This window comes from Arcicella gelida, assembly GCF_034931025.1.
Taxonomy (GTDB): domain Bacteria; phylum Bacteroidota; class Bacteroidia; order Cytophagales; family Spirosomataceae; genus Arcicella; species Arcicella gelida.
The window spans coordinates 237719-255579 of the sequence record NZ_JAYGIL010000004.1; the positions used below are offsets into that span (position 1 = coordinate 237719).

Annotated in this window: 18 protein-coding genes; 9 read left to right on the top strand and 9 right to left on the bottom strand. The window is 35.4% G+C overall.

The annotated features are described in order from the left end of the window. Nucleotides 1-65 precede the first annotated feature (65 nt). The 5 genes from VB776_RS04685 to guaB all read right to left on the bottom strand — a co-directional run bounded on the left by VB776_RS04685 (nucleotide 66) and on the right by guaB (nucleotide 5586). The gene (locus VB776_RS04685; RefSeq protein ID WP_323326496.1) at nucleotides 66-1208 is read right to left on the bottom strand and encodes an FtsW/RodA/SpoVE family cell cycle protein; all 1143 of its coding nucleotides are present in this window, start codon (nucleotides 1206-1208) and stop codon (nucleotides 66-68) included. Nucleotides 1209-1239: 31 nt separating this feature from the next. Then, nucleotides 1240-2583, bottom strand: a complete 1344-nt coding sequence (gene murD / locus VB776_RS04690; protein WP_323326498.1) for a UDP-N-acetylmuramoyl-L-alanine--D-glutamate ligase — start codon at nucleotides 2581-2583, stop codon at nucleotides 1240-1242. Nucleotides 2584-2719: 136 nt separating this feature from the next. Then, a complete protein-coding gene (gene mscL / locus VB776_RS04695) occupies nucleotides 2720-3034 on the bottom strand; it encodes a large conductance mechanosensitive channel protein MscL (protein WP_323326500.1) in 315 nt (104 codons plus the stop codon). A gap of 49 nt (nucleotides 3035-3083) precedes the next feature. Then, a complete protein-coding gene (locus VB776_RS04700; RefSeq protein ID WP_323326502.1) occupies nucleotides 3084-4055 on the bottom strand; it encodes a DUF3078 domain-containing protein in 972 nt (323 codons plus the stop codon). Between the two features lie 61 nt (nucleotides 4056-4116). After that, complete coding sequence (guaB, locus tag VB776_RS04705; RefSeq protein ID WP_323326504.1) at nucleotides 4117-5586, bottom strand: IMP dehydrogenase; 1470 nt, start codon at nucleotides 5584-5586, stop codon at nucleotides 4117-4119. A 446-nt stretch (nucleotides 5587-6032) separates the two neighbouring features. Here guaB and VB776_RS04710 point away from each other — a divergent pair, with 446 nt between their 5' ends. Together VB776_RS04710 and VB776_RS04715 are read left to right on the top strand one after the other, a co-directional pair. Then, a complete protein-coding gene (locus VB776_RS04710; protein ID WP_323326506.1) occupies nucleotides 6033-6971 on the top strand; it encodes a formylglycine-generating enzyme family protein in 939 nt (312 codons plus the stop codon). Nucleotides 6972-7072: 101 nt separating this feature from the next. Continuing rightward, nucleotides 7073-8392 carry a Gfo/Idh/MocA family protein gene (locus tag VB776_RS04715; protein WP_323326508.1) on the top strand — a complete coding sequence of 440 codons (1320 nt, stop codon included), beginning with the start codon at nucleotides 7073-7075 and terminating at the stop codon, nucleotides 8390-8392. A gap of 52 nt (nucleotides 8393-8444) precedes the next feature. On the opposite strand, the gene VB776_RS04720 is transcribed toward VB776_RS04715, so the two are convergent. Beyond that, nucleotides 8445-9341, bottom strand: a complete 897-nt coding sequence (locus VB776_RS04720) for an arsenite methyltransferase (RefSeq protein ID WP_323326510.1) — start codon at nucleotides 9339-9341, stop codon at nucleotides 8445-8447. A gap of 139 nt (nucleotides 9342-9480) precedes the next feature. On the opposite strand from VB776_RS04720, the gene VB776_RS04725 reads away from it, so the two are divergent. After that, the gene (locus VB776_RS04725; RefSeq protein ID WP_323257685.1) at nucleotides 9481-9774 is read left to right on the top strand and encodes a hypothetical protein; all 294 of its coding nucleotides are present in this window, start codon (nucleotides 9481-9483) and stop codon (nucleotides 9772-9774) included. Between the two features lie 13 nt (nucleotides 9775-9787). On the opposite strand, the gene sigZ is transcribed toward VB776_RS04725, so the two are convergent. From sigZ to VB776_RS04740, 3 genes are all read right to left on the bottom strand, one after another. Further along, nucleotides 9788-10372, bottom strand: a complete 585-nt coding sequence (gene sigZ / locus VB776_RS04730; RefSeq protein WP_323326512.1) for an RNA polymerase sigma factor SigZ — start codon at nucleotides 10370-10372, stop codon at nucleotides 9788-9790. Nucleotides 10373-10491: 119 nt separating this feature from the next. Then, entirely contained in the window at nucleotides 10492-12702 is a 2211-nt protein-coding gene (gene ppk1 / locus VB776_RS04735) for a polyphosphate kinase 1 (RefSeq protein ID WP_323326515.1), read from the bottom strand. 151 nt (nucleotides 12703-12853) lie between these two features. Then, nucleotides 12854-13342 (bottom strand): DUF6438 domain-containing protein, encoded by a 489-nt coding sequence (locus VB776_RS04740; protein WP_323326517.1) that lies wholly within the window; start codon nucleotides 13340-13342, stop codon nucleotides 12854-12856. Between the two features lie 261 nt (nucleotides 13343-13603). Here VB776_RS04740 and VB776_RS04745 point away from each other — a divergent pair, with 261 nt between their 5' ends. The 6 genes from VB776_RS04745 (at nucleotide 13604) to pnuC (ending at nucleotide 17853) form a co-directional block, all read left to right on the top strand. After that, nucleotides 13604-14206 carry an RNA polymerase sigma factor gene (locus VB776_RS04745; protein ID WP_323326518.1) on the top strand — a complete coding sequence of 201 codons (603 nt, stop codon included), beginning with the start codon at nucleotides 13604-13606 and terminating at the stop codon, nucleotides 14204-14206. Continuing rightward, complete coding sequence (locus tag VB776_RS04750) at nucleotides 14196-14390, top strand: hypothetical protein (RefSeq protein ID WP_323326521.1); 195 nt, start codon at nucleotides 14196-14198, stop codon at nucleotides 14388-14390. Before VB776_RS04745 ends, VB776_RS04750 begins: the two co-directional genes overlap by 11 nt. A 36-nt stretch (nucleotides 14391-14426) precedes the next feature. After that, nucleotides 14427-15254, top strand: coding sequence for a mechanosensitive ion channel family protein (locus VB776_RS04755; RefSeq protein ID WP_323326522.1), 828 nt, complete (start codon nucleotides 14427-14429; stop codon nucleotides 15252-15254). Nucleotides 15255-15529: 275 nt separating this feature from the next. Beyond that, nucleotides 15530-16375 (top strand): twin-arginine translocase subunit TatC, encoded by an 846-nt coding sequence (gene tatC / locus VB776_RS04760; RefSeq protein ID WP_323326524.1) that lies wholly within the window; start codon nucleotides 15530-15532, stop codon nucleotides 16373-16375. A 134-nt stretch (nucleotides 16376-16509) separates the two neighbouring features. Then, nucleotides 16510-17187, top strand: a complete 678-nt coding sequence (gene nth / locus VB776_RS04765; RefSeq protein WP_323326526.1) for an endonuclease III — start codon at nucleotides 16510-16512, stop codon at nucleotides 17185-17187. A gap of 78 nt (nucleotides 17188-17265) precedes the next feature. Further along, nucleotides 17266-17853, top strand: coding sequence for a nicotinamide riboside transporter PnuC (gene pnuC, locus VB776_RS04770; RefSeq protein ID WP_323326528.1), 588 nt, complete (start codon nucleotides 17266-17268; stop codon nucleotides 17851-17853). The last annotated feature ends 8 nt before the right edge of the window (nucleotides 17854-17861 follow it).

Genomic DNA, 17861 nt, shown 5'->3' on the forward strand with positions numbered 1-17861 from the left:
ATAAGTTTTTAAAAACTTATTTTTTACTGTTAAAAACAAATAGCTGACAACGAAGGGCTGATAGCTTATAAAATTGGATTTTTTACTTTATCTCTACTCACTGCAATGATAATTCCGACCATTGCCCCTGTGAACAAAAGGGAGCTTCCCCCCATACTTAAAAGTGGTAAGTTTTGCCCAGTAACTGGGCCTAAACCAGTAGCAACACCCATGTGCACCATTGCTTGAATCACTAAGCTAAAGGTTAGCCCAGCTGAAAGTAAGCCTCCGAAGGCTCGCCCAGAACTATCTACGGCTTTCATCCCTCGATACAAAAACCAGAGATAAAGCCCCAAAACAAATACCCCGCCAATCATTCCCCATTCTTCGATAATGATGGCATAAATAAAGTCTGATTCAGATTCTGTTAAGAAGTATCGTTGTTGGCTTTTTCCTGGACCTTTTCCTAAAACTCCACCGTTGGCAATGGCATAAAAACTCCGTTCAATTTGATAATCGGAAGTTTGTGAAGCGTCTTTTTTCTTCGTTCCTTTTAAACCACTGGCAAAGTTGATAACACGGTTTCTGGCTGTTTCGATACGGCTACCTGTTCCGGTCATAACCAATAAAGTTGCCGTAATGAAAATACCCGCCAATGCCAACATTAAATATTGGCTAGGTACTCTTCCGAAAAACATCAACAAAAAACAAGTAGTAAATAAAAGTAAAGAAGTAGAAACGTTGGTGAGTGCAATTGCCGAACAGACCAAAATGATTTTTAGAATCATCGGTAAAATTTCATTAAAAGTATAACTCACGTGTTGTCGTTTGGCTAACATTGCCGCCAAATTGGTAATTAAAGACAATTTGGCTAAATCGGAGGGCATAAATGTCAAGCCCCCAACGTGAATCCAACGATTGGCGTGGTTAATTCCCTGCTCGAATTTGTAAGCATAAATCAAGAGTACAAATGATAGAATTACACCCGCATTTGAATACATCGCAAAACGATGGTAGTCTAGTCGATGAAAAAACCACATCGAACCAAGCCCCAATGAAACCAAAATAATGTGTTTAAAGATATGATAAAAAATACCTCCACTAGCCATTACCGCTAATTTTCCAGATGCACTTGATACGACAATAATACTTATCATCGACAAAGCTGCAACTATAGTCCATATCTGATGATCGCCTTTAAGATTACTTTTTAACCAATTTGTCACCATTTTTTCACTAAATTTTTAAATAATATTTTGCTTAAACAATTGTCAATGCTGATACAGCCACTTTGAATTGTCGTCCTCTATCTTCGTAATTTTTGAATAAATCAAAACTAGCACAAGCTGGCGAAAGTAAAACAACGTCACCTTCTGTAGCTACTTCTTGCCCAAGCGTAACGGCTTTTTGCATACTATCAACCGAGAAAATTAAGGGTACTTTTTTACCAAAGTAATCTAATAATTTTTGATTATCCGTTCCCATACAAATCAAGGCTTTTACTTTTTGTTCAACCAAGGCTTCTATTTGGCTATAATCATTGCCTTTATCAACACCGCCCATTATTAGCACAATTGGGTCGTTGAAACTACCAAGTGCATAAAAAACAGAGTCAACATTTGTCGCTTTTGAATCGTTAACAAATTTTACGCCTCCAACTTCGCCACAAGGTTCAAGGCGATGTTCTACACTTTTGAACGTTTTTAACCCTTCTGTAATTTTATCGTTTTCAATGCCCAATACTTTTGCTACCAAAATAGCAGACATTGCGTTGATGGCATTATGCGAACCTTTGATAGGCAAATCTTCTAAAGCAAATGAGAAATGATTTTCTTGATAAGTAACTTCAAGTTTTTCGTTTTGTAAGCTTCCGCCTTGGGCTACTTTTTCTTGTAATGAAACGGGGAGATAATTTACAGGGAATGTTTTTTTCGTTAATTCATTCGCAAGGGCTTCGCTTTCTTGATAAAAAATAAAGTTATCAGAAGGTGTCATATTCTGTAAAATTCTGAATTTAGAATCTATATAATTCTGAAATTCATAATTATATCTGTCTAAATGGTCGGGCGTGATATTGAGTAAAATAGCGATATCAGCTTTGAAATCAAAACAATTATCCAGCTGAAAACTGCTGAGTTCTAATACAAAATAATCAAGTGTGTCGTCAATTACTTGTTTGGCAAAACTATCGCCAATATTACCAGCCAAGCCGACATTCAGTCCTGCATTTTTGAGTAAATGATAGGTTAAAAGTGTCGTCGTTGTTTTTCCGTTACTTCCTGTTATTGCAATAATTTTTGCTTTTGTATAACGAGAAGCCAGTTCTATTTCTGAAATAATAGGAATTCGAAGTGATTTCAATTTTTGAACTAAAGCAACTTTATCTGGAATTCCAGGGCTTTTTACTACTTCGTCGGCATCTAAAATTTGTTCTTCTGTGTGTTTTCCTTCTTCAAAAGGAATATTATTTTGTGTTAATATTTCTTTGTACTTATCCGATAAAACACCCTTATCCGACAAGAACACATTAAAGCCTTTTGCTTTTGCCAATAAAGCTGCACCAACGCCACTTTCACCTCCGCCCAAGATTGCGATTTTTTTCATATTCCAGAATTTGTTATGCTCTTAAAATTCAATTTGCAAAGTAACCAAAATCTCTGCCCTCTTCTACTATTTTTAATGGAAAAATAAAAGCCCAAAGTTATTACACTTTGGGCTTCATAGGATGGTCTAAACCATTTTATGCTTTTTCATCTGTACTTTTATCAGTTAAACCAGTCTTATTAGCTGCTTTCACAATCATAAAAATTACAAAGGCAATAATTAAAAACTGAATAACTACCTGAATAAAGTTTCCATACTTTACCTCAGCTTTACCAACCATAACAGACAACGCTGCAAAGTTTTCGCCGCCTATCAAAATACCAATTATTGGCATCAGAATATCATCTACTAAGGAAGTAACTATTTTACCAAAGGCACCTCCAATAATTACACCAATTGCCAAGTCAAGAACATTTCCTTGAGCAATAAATTTTCTAAATTCTTTTAGCATTGTTCTGAGTGTTTTTAGAGTAATTGACAATACTAATATGGTGAAAATCTTAGAAAGTATGCAAAAAACCTAAACCTAAATTTCTAGCTTGTTGAATTTTAGTGCTTAAATCGTCATCATAAAGTAAAATAAAATCAAAAGTAGCACTAAAGTATTTATTGATTTTAGCAGCAACTTTTGCATCAATTCTATTATCAATATGTCCCAAAGAACTGGCATTGATAAAAACCTGATGACGTAATTTCAAGTTGACATTTTTGGCAATATCCTTATCAAAATTTGAAACCACTTGAATAAGGGCAAAATCATTTCTAAACTTCGAGCCTACACGTACTCCATAAGCGGGTTTCAATTCTCCAGTTATTAGGTCTTTTTCTCTTACACCATCGTCTGTTACAATTGTTTGACGAATAGCACCTGGCGATGCAACCATGCTAAAATAAGGTTTTGGTCGCCATTCAAACCCAATAGATTCTGTAATATAAGCAGGCGATAAAAAATTAGAAATCTTTATATCGTTGGCAGCAACATCGCCATACTTATAACCCGAAGTGAATTGTGATTGAAAGTTGAATACTCCAACTAAAGCCCAAGTAGTGGATATTTTATGACCCACTTTTGAATCAAAAAACAAACGGTCGATACTTTTTCTAAAACCGTTACCATTATTGAGCAAACCATATTGCATTTGCAAATCGTTTACCCAAGTAGTTTTTGCTTTGGCGTACTCTCTTTTTGTATTGAAAAAAACGGTAAAACCTGTAGCGTTTTGTCCTCCTGGACTCCAGTTACTAAAATCAGCATTGCTGAAATTAGCACCATATTGGGTTTTCTTTTTCCAATAAGAAGTATCTTTTTTTATCTCTTTAGGTTTTACTTCTTGAGGCTTGATTTCTTGCGGTTTAACTTCTGGTGTTTTTACTTCTTGAGGCTTTACTTCTTGACTTTTTACTTCTTGAGCAAAAATGTTCGACGAATAAAATAAGCTTACGATAAAGAAGAGAAAATGCTGTTTCTTCATAATATATTTTTTAGTCCGTTATTTATAATTTCCACAAATAACGGACTAAAGTATCTTATTCTTATTTGGCACTGTAGTTAGGTGCCTCTTTTGAAATGGTAATATCGTGTGGATGGCTCTCTCTTGAACCAGCCGCAGTAATTTTTACAAATTTCGCTTTTTGCATGGCTTCGATGTTCCCTGCACCGCAGTAACCCATACCAGCTTTTAAGCCTCCAACCATTTGGTAAATGATTTCAGCCACTGCACCTTTGAACGGTACACGACCAACGATACCTTCTGGTACTAATTTCTTAATATCGTCCTCTGCATCTTGGAAGTAACGGTCTTTTGAACCATCTTCCATCGCTTCTACAGAACCCATACCACGATAAGTTTTGAATTTACGTCCTTCAAAAATAATCATTTCACCTGGTGCTTCGTCTGTACCAGCTAACATTGAACCAATCATAACAGTACTTGCACCGCCAGCGATTGCTTTTACAATATCACCTGAGAAACGAATTCCACCATCAGCAATAACAGGAACGCCTAAGTCTGCAACGGCTAAAGCAGCTTCATAAACAGCAGTTAATTGCGGCATACCTACTCCAGCAATAATACGAGTAGTACAAATACTTCCTGGACCAACGCCAACTTTTACGGCATCAGCACCTGCTTCGGCTAAAGCTCTTGCACCTTCGCCAGTTGCTACGTTACCAACAATTACATCAAGATTTGGGAATTTTGCTTTTACAGATTTCAAAGCATCAATCACTCCTTTTGAATGCCCGTGTGCAGTATCAATACTTACTACGTCAACACCAACTTTTACTAAAGCTTCTACTCTTTCAAGTAAATCAGCAGTAACACCTACAGCAGCACCAACTCTTAAACGACCTAATGAATCTTTAGAAGCATTTGGATGGCTTTTTCTTTTCAAAATATCTTTATAAGTAATCAAGCCAATAAGGTTTGAATTCTTATCAATAATTGGTAATTTTTCAATTTTATATTCTTGTAAAATGCTTTCTGCATCTTCAAGCGAAATACCTTCTTTGGCAGTAATAAGATTATTTTTGGTCATAATCTCAGTCACCAATTTGGTCAAATCTTTCTGAAAACGTAAGTCTCTATTAGTAAGAATCCCAATCAGTTTTCCTGCATCATTCACTACTGGAATACCACCAATTTTGAAATCACGCATAATGCGGTGAGCATCTCCCAAGGTTTGTCCTTCAGTAAGCGTAATTGGGTCGATAATCATTCCTGATTCCGAACGTTTTACCTTTCTTACTTGAGCAGCCTGCTGGGCAATCGTCATATTTTTATGGATAATTCCGATACCACCTTCTTGAGCCATAGCAATAGCCAACTCAGCTTCGGTAACAGTATCCATCGCAGCAGAAACAATTGGAGTATTTAAAATAATGTTACGAGTAAGTTTTGATTTCGTACTTGTATCTCGTGGAAGGACTTCAGAATAAGCGGGAAGAAGAAGCACATCATCATAAGTGAGGGCTTCGAAAAGGAACTTGGATGTATCTAACATGGCAAATATCGTTGATATTGTTATTTGCAAGACAAAATTACTACCTTTTTTGTACTTTTAAAAGATTCATGAAAAAATTCTTATTAAATGATTGTAAAGTTCTAATTCTAAGAAATTCCTGATTAATTTTTATTATTTCCTTTAACCGATGGCTTTAATTGAACAGACAAATACAACCTTCATTCTGCCAGACTTTGCTATTGTAGATTGGTTGTCAACTACATGCAGTGCTTTCTGCATTATAAATGCCATGAAGCGAATAAAATCTCTACTGAATTGTGTGACATTTAATTGCTAAAATAAAACGAGAGAAAATACTTCAATAGTAAACGGATGGTTTTAAAACATATTTTGCCAATTGAAATCAGTAAAGTATGATTAATCAGGACATATACGCAAGAGTGTTTTTATAATTTTGGGAAAACCTTAATATTTTAAATAACCTTATGAAAAAAATACTCTTTATCTTTTTAATTATTATCACTCAAAAATCTATTGCTCAAGATTTTAAACCTTACGAGCAGACCATTCCAAACACTTCTGTAAAGTACAAAATGATGCCAATTCCCGCTGGGGAATTTATGTTAGGAAGTCCAGACTCAGAACAAGGACATGAAGTGGATGAAAGCCCACAAGTAAAAGTAAAAATTGAACCTTTTTGGATGGGTGCTTATGAAGTTACTTACGACGAATATCAATTATTCTTTGAAGAAGAAAGAGACCCAGAACCCCGACCAGACGCCATTACTCGTCCGAGTCCACCATATATAGATTTTACTTTAGGCATGGGAAAAGTTGGCGGTTTTCCTGCCAATTCCATGCAACAATACGCTGCATTGATGTATTGTAAATGGTTATATTACAAAACAGGGATTTTTCACAGGTTGCCAACAGAAGCTGAATGGGAATATGCTTGTCGTGCAGGAAGTAATACAGCATTCTTTTTTGGAAACGATGCTTCTAAAATGTCAGATTATGCTTGGTTTAAAAATAATTCAGAAGATAAGTATCATCATGTAGGCGAGAAAAAGCCAAATGCTTGGGGTTTGTACGATATGCTTGGTAATGTAGCTGAATGGACACTCGACCAGTATGACGAAACTTTTTATCAGAAAATACAGGTCGGCGAAACCAATCCTTATAATGCGAAACTAAAACGTTATCCAAGTACTGTTAAAGGTGGAAACTATCAAGACGAAGCCATTCAATTAAGAAGTGCCAATCGTTTGAAATCAGATGCGGTTTGGAACAGAAGAGACCCACAAATTCCAAAAAGTAAATGGTGGAATGCTGATTCTCCCTTTGTAGGTTTCAGAATTATTCGCCCCTTAAAACAGCCTACTAAAGAAGAAGTGGAGGCTTTTTTTGAGAAAATGTTAAAATAAGCTCTAAGCAGTAGGCTTTAAGCTTTAGGCAAGCACAAAGTAAAGCTTAAAGCATATAGCCTACTGCTTAGAGCAAAAAATAAACAATTAACTAAACAACTATGAACTTTAACAGACGAGATTTCGTAAAGAGTACTTCTATCATCACAGGTGGAATACTTACTACTCCATTTTTATCGGAGGCATCCTTTTTCAATAGTAACTCTGATGATACTATCAAAGTAGCTTTAATTGGTTGCGGAGGTAGAGGAACAGGTGCAATTATTCAGGCATTAAGCACTAAGCAAAATGTGAAATTAGTAGCGATGGCTGATGCCTTTAAAGACCGTTTGGATAACTGCTATCAAGAAATTACTAGCGATGATTTCGCTCATTTAAAAGCTAAAATTGATGTGCCAGCTGACCATAAATTTACTGGCTTTGATGCTTACCAAAAAGCTATTCCTATGGCTGATGTGGTGATTCTGACTACTCCTCCGGGTTTTCGTCCAATTCATTTTGAAGCAGCAGTGAATGCAGGTAAACATATTTTTATGGAAAAACCTGTGGCAACTGACCCAGCGGGGATTCAAAGAGTATTAGTGGCGGCCGAAAAAGCAAAAGCTAAAAAATTGAATGTAGTGGTTGGTTTGCAAAGACATTATCAAAATTCTTATAGAGAATTAATGAAGCGTTTGCAAGATGGCATGGTTGGCGATATTGTTTCGGCTTCGGCTTGGTGGAATAATGATGGTGTTTGGACTAAACCAAGAGTAGTAGGACAAACAGAAATGGAGTACCAAATGCGAAATTGGTATTATTTCAACTGGCTTTGTGGCGACCATATTACCGAACAACACATTCATAATATCGACGTAATCAACTGGGCGAAAAATGGTTATCCAGTAAGAGCCAGAGGTACTGGTGGGCGTGAAGTAAGAAAAGGAAAAGATACAGGAGAGATTTTCGACCACCATATTGTAGAATTTGAATATGCCGACGGTACAATTTTAAATTCACAATGCCGACACATCAAAGGTACTTGGGCAAAAGTTGACGAATTGGTAGTAGGAACAAAAGGAAAAATACAGTTCGATGCTGCCAAAATCACTGACCACAAAGGAAAGCCTTTGTATGCTTTTGATAAAAAGACCAAAGAAAATCAGCCTTACCAAACCGAACACGACGAATTGTTTGCAGCCATAGCCAAAGGCGAATACAAATTTGCTGATGCAGAAAACGGTGCAAAGTCAACAATGACTTCTATTTTGGGAAGAATGGCAACTTACTCAGGACAAGTAATAGAATGGGACAAAGCTATTAATTCGGGCATTGACATTATGCCAAAAACCTTTGCTTGGGACGCAGATATGCCTCTGAAACCCTATGCAAACGGCAATTATCCAGTAGCCATTCCGGGCAAGACCAAGTATTTCTCATAAAAAAACTAAAGCAGTCCGAAATAAAATCGGACTGCTTTTTTATCAAGAATACCTAACAACAACCGCTTCCTGGTGTGCAGCAAGACGCATTAGCTAAATCTGCTAAATTGATTTTCACTTTCTCTTTCTTCACGCCATCAATGGCTGGTTTTTCAGCATAAACCGTTACGCTATAAATCCCAGTTCCTGATGCTAAAAAGGCTTTTAAAGCATCAATAGAAAGATACTCCATCAAAATATTGTCAGGCAGAAATATTGGTTTTTCTTTCTGAACGGTGATGTTTTCGAAACCAGCTTCTTTAATCAATTGAAGATATTCAGATTTTTGAATCGCTCCCGACACACAGCCTGCGTACATTTCTGCTGCCGACTTCAATCCTTCAGGAAGCTCCCCTTCTAAAACAATATCCGAAATACTAAAATGTCCGCTTGGTTTCAATACTCTAAAAATATCTTGAATGACATTTCTTTTGTTTGGCACTAAATTCAGCACACAATTACTAACAATTACATCGGCTACATTATCATTAACTGGCATATTTTCAATATCGCCTTCTCTGAATTCAACATTATTATAACCTAATTTTTCAGCATTTCTTCTCGCCTTATCAATCATGGCTTTTGTAAAATCAATCCCGATTACTTTGCCTGTAGCTCCTGTTTCAGCACGAGCGATAAAACAGTCATTTCCTGCACCAGAACCTAAATCAATAACTGTATCACCTGCTTGAATATTTGCGAAAGCTGTTGGCAATCCACAACCTAAACTTAAATCTGCATCAGGATTATAGCCTTTTAGATGTTCATAACTTTCAGACATAATGGTATAAGTACCAGCTGAAGGTCCAGCTCCACAACAAGTTGAGGCATTATATTCGGCTGATTGAAGGGCAATTTCCCCATATTTTTCTTTAACAATGTCTTTTAAATTCTCTTCTTGCGTTTTCATATTAATCTTGTTTTTGTATGAAAGAACCCGAATCTTAAAAATGGACGCAGGTTTTTAAATATTTCTTTTGAAAAAATAACAAAAGCTCACAACTATCGTTATATTTATAAAAATTCTTGAAATAATAAAATATAATACTATGGATATTTTTCATTTCGATTACGATTTTCAGGAAAACTCTCAAGGAGCTGGCAATGATTTACAATTATTAGAGGAAAAATGGCTTGGCGATTCTTTGGTCGGTTATTTGGTAGAATCACAAACGCAAGACTGGCTTATTTCTCTGGTTTTTGTTTCAAGAGAAACACCTTTAAAATTCGTGATTAGAAAGTTAGAAAAAACGCCTTCACACGTAAAAATGGAGCAGTATCGTATTCTTTCTTCTAAAACTTCCAGACTTTTAAAACCATTTTATGAAGCTTCTTTAAACTAATTTTTATCGGAATTTAAGCACAAAGACATTCTCCTTTTTTGTTTCGTATTTCAATAATGTTTCCGTAAGCATCTACTTTTACGGGGCAACAATCCATGAGTTTTTGCTTCAATTGCTCTCTGCCACGTTGCACTCTTGATTTTGCTCCTGAAACTGAAATGCCTAATTTTTCAGCTAATTGTACTTGTGATAATCCTTCAATATCTACTAAACGAAGTGCCTCTTCGTACTTTGGGTCAAGATCTTGCCTAAAATGTTCAAGCCATTGAGCTACCATCGTATTGAGTTCATTTTCGCTAAAATATGTTTGCTCTAAATTGTTTTGATAGACCGCATCTTCATGCTCAAGTGCTCTTTTCTTTGAACGAAAATAATTCAACACGGTGTTTCTGGCAATCTGAAAAACCCATCCAGCCAAACGTTCCTCTTCACGCAACTCATGCAAATGTTGATGAATTTTTATAAATACTTCTTGCAGAAGGTCGTCGGTCACTTCGGTATTATGCGTTTGATTCCGAATAAACTCTTTGACAGGTTTACTGAAATCTAACCAAATCTGATTAAATTTTATGGCTTTGGATGTGGATATTGCATTCATAAAACGAAGTTTTTCTGAAAGATGCCTTTTTATTGTAAAGGACGCAAAAAAGGCGAACATTTAGAAAACGTTCGCCTTTTTTACTTATTGAGCATCTCAAATTCCGAAAATTGAATCTTTTAAACTTCAGTACCCAATTCTTCTTCAATCATTTCTTCTTCCTGAAATAATTTGGCTTCCATTACTTCTGCGGCATTTACTTCAAAGAATTTCTTATGAATATTAAATGCATCATCTCCGCATTCCGCTGGCGATGCACATCGTATGAAAGAACCATCTTCTTGCATGGTATAAGCATTGACATTGTCTTTCAAATTCCAATCTAAAATATGAATAGCTTGTTGTTTAACTTGTGTACCATAAATTTCAAAAAGTGATTCTATTCTACGGTCAAAACTTCTTACCATTACATCGGCAGAACCGCCATAAACTTTAGGCTCGCCATTGTTATGGAAATAATAAATACGAGTATGTTCTAAGAAATCTCCGACGATAGAACGTACTGTAATATTTTCAGATAATCCTTTTCTTTGCGGACGTAAACAACAGATTCCTCGAACAATCAATTGAATTTTTACACCTGCTTGTGAAGCTTTGTATAATTCATCAATAGTGATTTTATCTTGTAATGAATTGATTTTAAAACAAATTCCGCTTGGTAAACCAGCTCTGGCATTATCTGCTTCGTGCTGAATCATTTTTACCAAACTCTTACGCATATCACGTGGAGCGGTAATCAATCTTTGATAAGAATGCGGTTGTGAATGCCCAGTAATTACATTGAAAAACTCAGAAATATCTCTTGTCAATACTTCATCAGTTGTAAGTAAACCAATATCGGTATAAAGTTTTGCGGTATCTTCATTATAATTTCCAGAAGATAAATGTGCATAACTTTTTACCATATCACCTTCATTTCTAATTACTTGCAGAAGCTTTGTGTGGGTTTTTAATCCTGGAATTCCATAAATTACAAAACAACCTGCTTTTTGTAAACGAAGTGCTTCACGAATATTATTTTCTTCATCGAAACGGGCTTTCACTTCAAATAATACCGAAACGTGTTTGCCATTTTCAGCAGCATGTAAAAGCGCTTCTGCAATGCGAGAATGCTTTGAAATTCTGTAGAGTGTAATTTTAATCGCCAATACTTGTGGGTCTTCAGCAGCTTGCTCAAGCAATTGAAGTACTGGTTCAAAATTGTTATATGGATGATGTAGGAGTATATCTCCTTGTTTCATCGTTTCAAAAATATTTTCTGGTTTTTGTGTTAGCTGACCCAAGGCTGGCACTGATGCTCTTTGTACAACTTGCTTTGATTTTAATTCTGCGTGTTTGATGATTTGCCAAAATGCTGTAAAATCAATCAAGGTATCGCTGAAAAAAATATCGTTTTTTTCAAGCTTCCAACGTTTTAACATCATCTGCAACATCCATTCCGAACAACCACCCTCCATTTCAATTCGGGTTACTCTACCCAAACGACGGTCTTTGATTTTCTTTTTGATTTCGTCGATAAAATCTGTTTCAGAATCTTCATGTTCTACTAAATCAAAGTCTCCATTTCGGGTAATTCTGAACAAAGCGACTGATTCAATTTCTACATTTTTATAGAGTTTCCAGATTTCATGACGAATGATTTCTTCTATAGGTAAAAACATGATTTCGTCCTCACGTTCTACCACATAAAAGCGTTTTAAGTTTTGTGGAATTTGCACAAAACTAATTTTCCTACTTTCGTTGATGTTACTTTCTGTACGTTCGCCTTCACTTTTGGTGACAACCCCAAAAATCAAGGTTTTGCCCAATAAACTCGGAAAAGTATGCGTATGGTCGAAAACCATCGGCGTAAGCATTGGGTAAATGGTACGATTAAAATAATCAAGTACTTGTTCCATTTCCTCATGATTGAGGTCGTTCAAGCCGATTACTCTAAAGCCATTTCCTAAAAATTCAGGGAACAAATCTTCTTTGTACAATCTATGTGTTTCGGTCACAAAAGATTGTGTAGCTGCCATCAAGGTTTTTTTGAAGGGCAATTCTCTCAAACCTGAGTAATCTGTACGTTCTTTACCGTAGTCGATGTAGTTATACAAAGAACCTACACGAATGGTAAAAAACTCATCAAGGTTTGATGCTGTAATGGCTAAAAACTTTAATCTATCGAAAATATTTCTGCGAACGTCTCTTGCTTGGTCAAGTACTCTTTCATCAAATTTTAACCAACTTAAATCACGGCTGATATAGTCAGACTTTTCAATGACGTCATACGATTTGTTAATGACTTTTTCAAGACGACGTTTCTCATCTGGCGTTTGCTTTGTATTCATAAAATTATTTAGAAAGGAAAAAAGATTCCCCACAAGAGAATCCTTTACTCTACTGCGTTTTTTGTATTTGGGAATCATTCCACTCATGTCTCAACAAAGTTAAATCTAATCAGAATATATCCTCTATTATGAAATTATTAAATTTTCAAACTCACTCTTTTTTGATTTGTACTTCGTCAGCTACCAGATTAGCGAGTAATTGCTCTAGGTTTTTGAGTGTCTCAGGACTACCGTGATAGTCTGTAATCTTTAATTTTTTTGACTCGTCGTTGAAAGCAATAATCGTTGTAGGTAAATCGCTAATATGGGCTTCATAACTACTTTTGAAGTTGAAAAAATTGGCTTCTCTGAATGTTTTCGTGAGTTGTGCCACCGTACCTTTTTTCAATTTTTTAGTATGTAAACCTATTGTTCCAACAAACCTTTCGCCTTCATAAACTAAACTATCGTTTTCGAAGATATTCAACTTATATACTGGGCAAGTACCGTAACAAGCTGTTTTCTCTAAAGTAAAAATAGTTTTGGCAAGGTTTTCCGCTTTTTTTGCAGTTTGCTCCGAATTAGCATTTGCAGGCTTTTGGGTATTCTTACAAGCTCCTAGAAGCAAGATAGTTAGGCAAAAAAAACTAAGGTTTTTCATCGTTTCAAAAAATTATGATGTATAAATTTGAACGCTACTTCTATTAAAAATATTATATAAAACCTTGCGATTTAGCTAATTTAAGGCTTTTCGCTATTTAATATATAATAGGATTAAAATATTTTTTGTTATTTTCGTATTCCAAAACACACAGCGTCACTGCTCACCAAAATTCCCTCTGAAAGTATAGTTGCTTAACCGAATTGACGGAAAATCAAAAACGGTTAAGAATTCATGTTGAGAATTTAGCATTACCTATCAATGAATCTTAAAAATTTAAGTGACGAGCAATTAGTTTCCCTGTATATCGACAATCAAAATAATCTCTATTTTGAACAACTTTACGACCGCTATGCTGATAAAATCTATCGCAAATGCTTATCGTTCGTCAAAGAGGAAGCCAAAGCTGAAGATTATACTCATGATATTTTCATGAAGCTTGTGCTGAATATTGCTTCATTCAAGGAAACCGCCAAGTTTTCTACTTGGCTGTACGCTATTACTTATAATTACTGTATCGATCAAACAAGAATCACGAAAAGGTTTGCTGAAAATCCCATTGAAGAACATTTTGATGTAGTCGAAGAAGAGGATGAAACGGAATTAGCGGAAATGGAAGCAAATAGACTTCGTAAAGCTTTACAGCAAATTGTGCCTGAAGACAAAACCATTTTGATGATGAAGTATCAAGATGAAATGAGTATTAAAGAGATTTCTGGCAATTTAGATATTTCTGAAAGTGCTGTAAAAATGCGTTTGCTCAGAGCGAAAGACAAACTCAAAAAGGCATACTTAGAAAGTTTATTTTTCTGGAGCGTGATTATCACAAAATCCATCCATGTTTTTTTTAATCATGAACAATAATTCATTTAAAAATATCGACACCGAAAAAAAAATACCTGCTCACGTAAAGTCTGCCCTGATAGCAGAAATCGAAACCATCAGAAATACGTCTGTTTTGGTAGAATTATTTGTAGGTAATTTCATCAGCACCTTTACCAAATCTATAGAAGATATACACATCGAAGAAAAAAATCCCAAGGTCTGATTTTCTTTTTATTCACTTCCGAAAACAATTACTATTATGCCTAATATTCAAGAGATACTTTTTCAAACTTTTCAAAAGCTCTTAGAGCAGCTATTTTTATTTATTCCTAAAGTACTTGGAGCAATCGTTTTGTTGATTATTGGAATTATTATCGCTAAAATAGTAACCAATATTTTACAGAAAGGTCTTGAAAAAACAGGATTTGATAAACTTGGCGAAAAGTTAAATACTATTGAAATCATTCAGCGTTTTGGTTCAATTAAGCTAAGTAAATTGGTTGCAAAAATGCTCTATTACTTCATTATGCTAGTGTTTGTAACGGCAGCCACCGAAACGCTGGGCATGAAAGTACTGACAGACATGGTAACATCGTTAGTCAATTTAATTCCTAAATTAATTGCTTCGGCATTGATGCTTTTAGCGGGAATAATGATTGCCGATGCACTCAAAAATTCGGTCACGAATATTTGTAAATCCTTGAAAATTGATTCAGGGAAATTATTGGGAAACATTGTTTTCTTTTTCTTTTTAATTATAGCCCTAATTGCAGCGTTGAAGCAGGCGGGTATTGAAACAAGTTTGCTGGAATCTAGCTTTAATCTGATTATTGGTGGAATAATTTTAGCTTTTGCGGTAGGTTACGGCATGGCATCGAAAGATGTTTTAGCCAATATTCTTTCAAATTTCTACAGTAAAAATAAATTCAAAGAAGGACAAATTGTGGTATTGGATGGTGTAAAAGGCGAAATCATTACGATTGATACGACTTCTATCACCTTAAAAACGGGCGAAAGCAGTACCGTTTTTCCATTAAGTATTTTACAAAATCAAAAAGTAGAAATCATCACGGTGAATAGTATTTGAATAAATTCTTTCAGTCCTGAAAAATCTCCAATGCTCCATTCTTGAATATTGGAGATTTTTTTATGCCTCAAATACGTTCGTATCTTCAGATAAACCCTATAATTAAACATACAATCACACAGGTAATCAAGTTTTTTTGTGTTTTTGATGTACTTTTGCATCAGAACAATTATGCCATTGCTTCTTTGTAGCGAAGTAATGGTTTATTCAAGACAAATAAAAAGGAAATTTTAAGAGAAATCCTTACCCTAAAAAAGCAAATTAATATTCAACAAATGGCTTTAGACCAAGAATCTGACAAAGAATTAGACGAAACTGAAGGTGAAGAAATGACCTTCCTTGACCACCTCGAAGAACTCCGCTGGCATATCTTACGTTCGGTAGCCTCTATTTTGATATTTACAATTGCCGCATGGATTTTCCAAAAAGAAATCTTTGGGCAAGTAATTATGGGGCCTTCAAAGTCTGAATTTTGGACGAACAGAATGCTTTGTAAATTAGCAGATGCTACAGGCGTTGAAGGGTTGTGTTTCAAACAAGCAAATTTTATTCTGCAAAGTAGAGAAGTATCGGGTCAATTTATGATGGCACTTACGCAATCAATTCTTGTGGGCTTGTTATTTTCTTTCCCGTATTTTTTCTGGGAAATTTGGCGTTTTGTAAAACCAGGCTTAAAAATTACTGAAGCAAAAGCAGCACGTGGAGCGGTTTTCTGGGTTTCATTACTTTTCTTCATGGGCGTTTCATTTGGTTATTTTGTAGTTTCGCCAATGGCAATCAACTTTTTGGCAAGCTTTAAATTAGACGAATCCATACAAAACCAATTCGATATTAGTGATTATATCTCATTGCTTTCAATGATGACTTTGGCTTGTGGATTAACCTTTCAATTACCAATGATTACTTATGTACTTTCAAGAGTTGGAGTACTTACACCATCATTCATGCGTGAATATCGTCGTCATGCAGTAGTTGTGATTTTGATTGTCGCTGCTGTTATTACGCCTTCGCCAGATATGATTTCTCAATTATTGGTAACCATTCCATTGTTGGGTTTATACGAAGTAAGTATTCTCGTTTCGGCAAGAGTAAACCGCCAACGTGAAGCAGAAATGTTGTAAATGATTTTATGAGATTATGAGTTGATAAGGTTTTTGATAGCCTAAAACTTAAATATTCTTCAACATATAAAATTAATTTTCTTAAAAGAAGCCTTTGCCTAAATCGAAGGCTTCTTTTAAATTATACCCATACCATGCTCAAGAAAGAACGTTATCAAAAGCTAATCGCTTATTTCACCGAAAACTTTCCGATTGCAGAAACGGAATTGCATTACCGCACACCTTACGAATTATTAGTAGCGGTGTCCTTATCAGCACAATGTACCGATAAGCGTGTGAACATGGTAACTCCAGCTTTATTTGAACGTTTCCCCGATGCCGAATCACTATCAAAAGCTGAATTTGATGAAGTGTTTCACTATATCCGCTCAATTTCTTATCCAAACAATAAAGCCAAACATCTGATTGGCATGGCACAACGTTTGGTTTCGGTATATCATTCAGAAGTACCAAGTACTATTGAAGAGCTACAAACTTTGCCTGGTGTTGGTCGTAAAACGGCAAATGTAATTGTTTCAGTGATCTATAATCAGCCAGCAATGGCGGTAGATACACACGTTTTTAGAGTATCTCATAGGATTGGTTTGGTAGCTAAAACGGCAACGACTCCTTTAGCTGTTGAAAAAGAATTGATTAAATATATTCCAGAAGCATCTGTACCTGTGGCACATCATTGGCTAATACTTCATGGGCGATATATTTGTGTAGCAAGAAGTCCAAAATGTGGAGAATGTGCCTTGAAGCATCTTTGTAAATATTATGAAGCACTTGAAAAGAAGGTGATGAAAGAAAAGAGTAAGGAAAAGCCTTGAGTTATGAACTTTTTTATTTTTATCAATCATAAAACATTTTCAAATCTTCAAATTCCCAAATTTTCAAATTAAACAATCATGCAAGAATACATCCAACAAAACTGGTTAGAAGGCTTAGGGATACTCACAACATTAATTTGTGTGTGGTTGAATACCCGTCAGAATATTTGGGGCTGGTTTTGGGCAATTGTTTCTTCTGGGATTTATGGAGTGATTTACTGGCAATTCAAATTGTATTCGGATATGGAGTTGCAAGTAGTGTTTATCATTTTAAGTATTTATGGTTGGTATCAATGGCTTTTTGGAGGTAAAGAAAGAACAGAATTGCCAGTAACTACAATGCCTACTAAATTTTGGCTCGCTTGTTCTGTGATTTTTTTAGCATTCACCTTTGCTTCAGGTTATATGCACAGCAAATATTCTGATGCTAGTTTACCTTATGTAGATTCGGGACTAACGGCAATCAGTTTAATTGCCCAATGGATGATGGCAAGAAAATACCTTGAAAACTGGATTTTGTGGATTGGTGCAGACTTTTTTTATACAGGAATGTACTTATACAAAGGTCTTTACGGAACAAGTCTATTGTATTTACTTTTATTAGCCTTGGCGATGAAAGGTTATCAAGACTGGAAGAAAAGCCAAACTTTAATGTTGGATTTGTGATTTCGGAC

Bases quoted from the DNA above. Each gene is read 5' to 3' on its own strand.
- VB776_RS04685 (WP_323326496.1), bottom strand. From the start codon at position 1,208: ATGGTGACAAATTGGTTAAAAAGTAATCTTAAAGGCGATCATCAGATA.
- murD (WP_323326498.1), bottom strand. From the start codon at position 2,583: ATGAAAAAAATCGCAATCTTGGGCGGAGGTGAAAGTGGCGTTGGTGCA.
- mscL (WP_323326500.1), bottom strand. From the start codon at position 3,034: ATGCTAAAAGAATTTAGAAAATTTATTGCTCAAGGAAATGTTCTTGAC.
- VB776_RS04700 (WP_323326502.1), bottom strand. From the start codon at position 4,055: ATGAAGAAACAGCATTTTCTCTTCTTTATCGTAAGCTTATTTTATTCG.
- guaB (WP_323326504.1), bottom strand. From the start codon at position 5,586: ATGTTAGATACATCCAAGTTCCTTTTCGAAGCCCTCACTTATGATGAT.
- VB776_RS04710 (WP_323326506.1), top strand. From the start codon at position 6,033: ATGAAAAAAATACTCTTTATCTTTTTAATTATTATCACTCAAAAATCT.
- VB776_RS04715 (WP_323326508.1), top strand. From the start codon at position 7,073: ATGAACTTTAACAGACGAGATTTCGTAAAGAGTACTTCTATCATCACA.
- VB776_RS04720 (WP_323326510.1), bottom strand. From the start codon at position 9,341: ATGAAAACGCAAGAAGAGAATTTAAAAGACATTGTTAAAGAAAAATAT.
- VB776_RS04725 (WP_323257685.1), top strand. From the start codon at position 9,481: ATGGATATTTTTCATTTCGATTACGATTTTCAGGAAAACTCTCAAGGA.
- sigZ (WP_323326512.1), bottom strand. From the start codon at position 10,372: ATGAATGCAATATCCACATCCAAAGCCATAAAATTTAATCAGATTTGG.
- ppk1 (WP_323326515.1), bottom strand. From the start codon at position 12,702: ATGAATACAAAGCAAACGCCAGATGAGAAACGTCGTCTTGAAAAAGTC.
- VB776_RS04740 (WP_323326517.1), bottom strand. From the start codon at position 13,342: ATGAAAAACCTTAGTTTTTTTTGCCTAACTATCTTGCTTCTAGGAGCT.
- VB776_RS04745 (WP_323326518.1), top strand. From the start codon at position 13,604: ATGAATCTTAAAAATTTAAGTGACGAGCAATTAGTTTCCCTGTATATC.
- VB776_RS04750 (WP_323326521.1), top strand. From the start codon at position 14,196: ATGAACAATAATTCATTTAAAAATATCGACACCGAAAAAAAAATACCT.
- VB776_RS04755 (WP_323326522.1), top strand. From the start codon at position 14,427: ATGCCTAATATTCAAGAGATACTTTTTCAAACTTTTCAAAAGCTCTTA.
- tatC (WP_323326524.1), top strand. From the start codon at position 15,530: ATGGCTTTAGACCAAGAATCTGACAAAGAATTAGACGAAACTGAAGGT.
- nth (WP_323326526.1), top strand. From the start codon at position 16,510: ATGCTCAAGAAAGAACGTTATCAAAAGCTAATCGCTTATTTCACCGAA.
- pnuC (WP_323326528.1), top strand. From the start codon at position 17,266: ATGCAAGAATACATCCAACAAAACTGGTTAGAAGGCTTAGGGATACTC.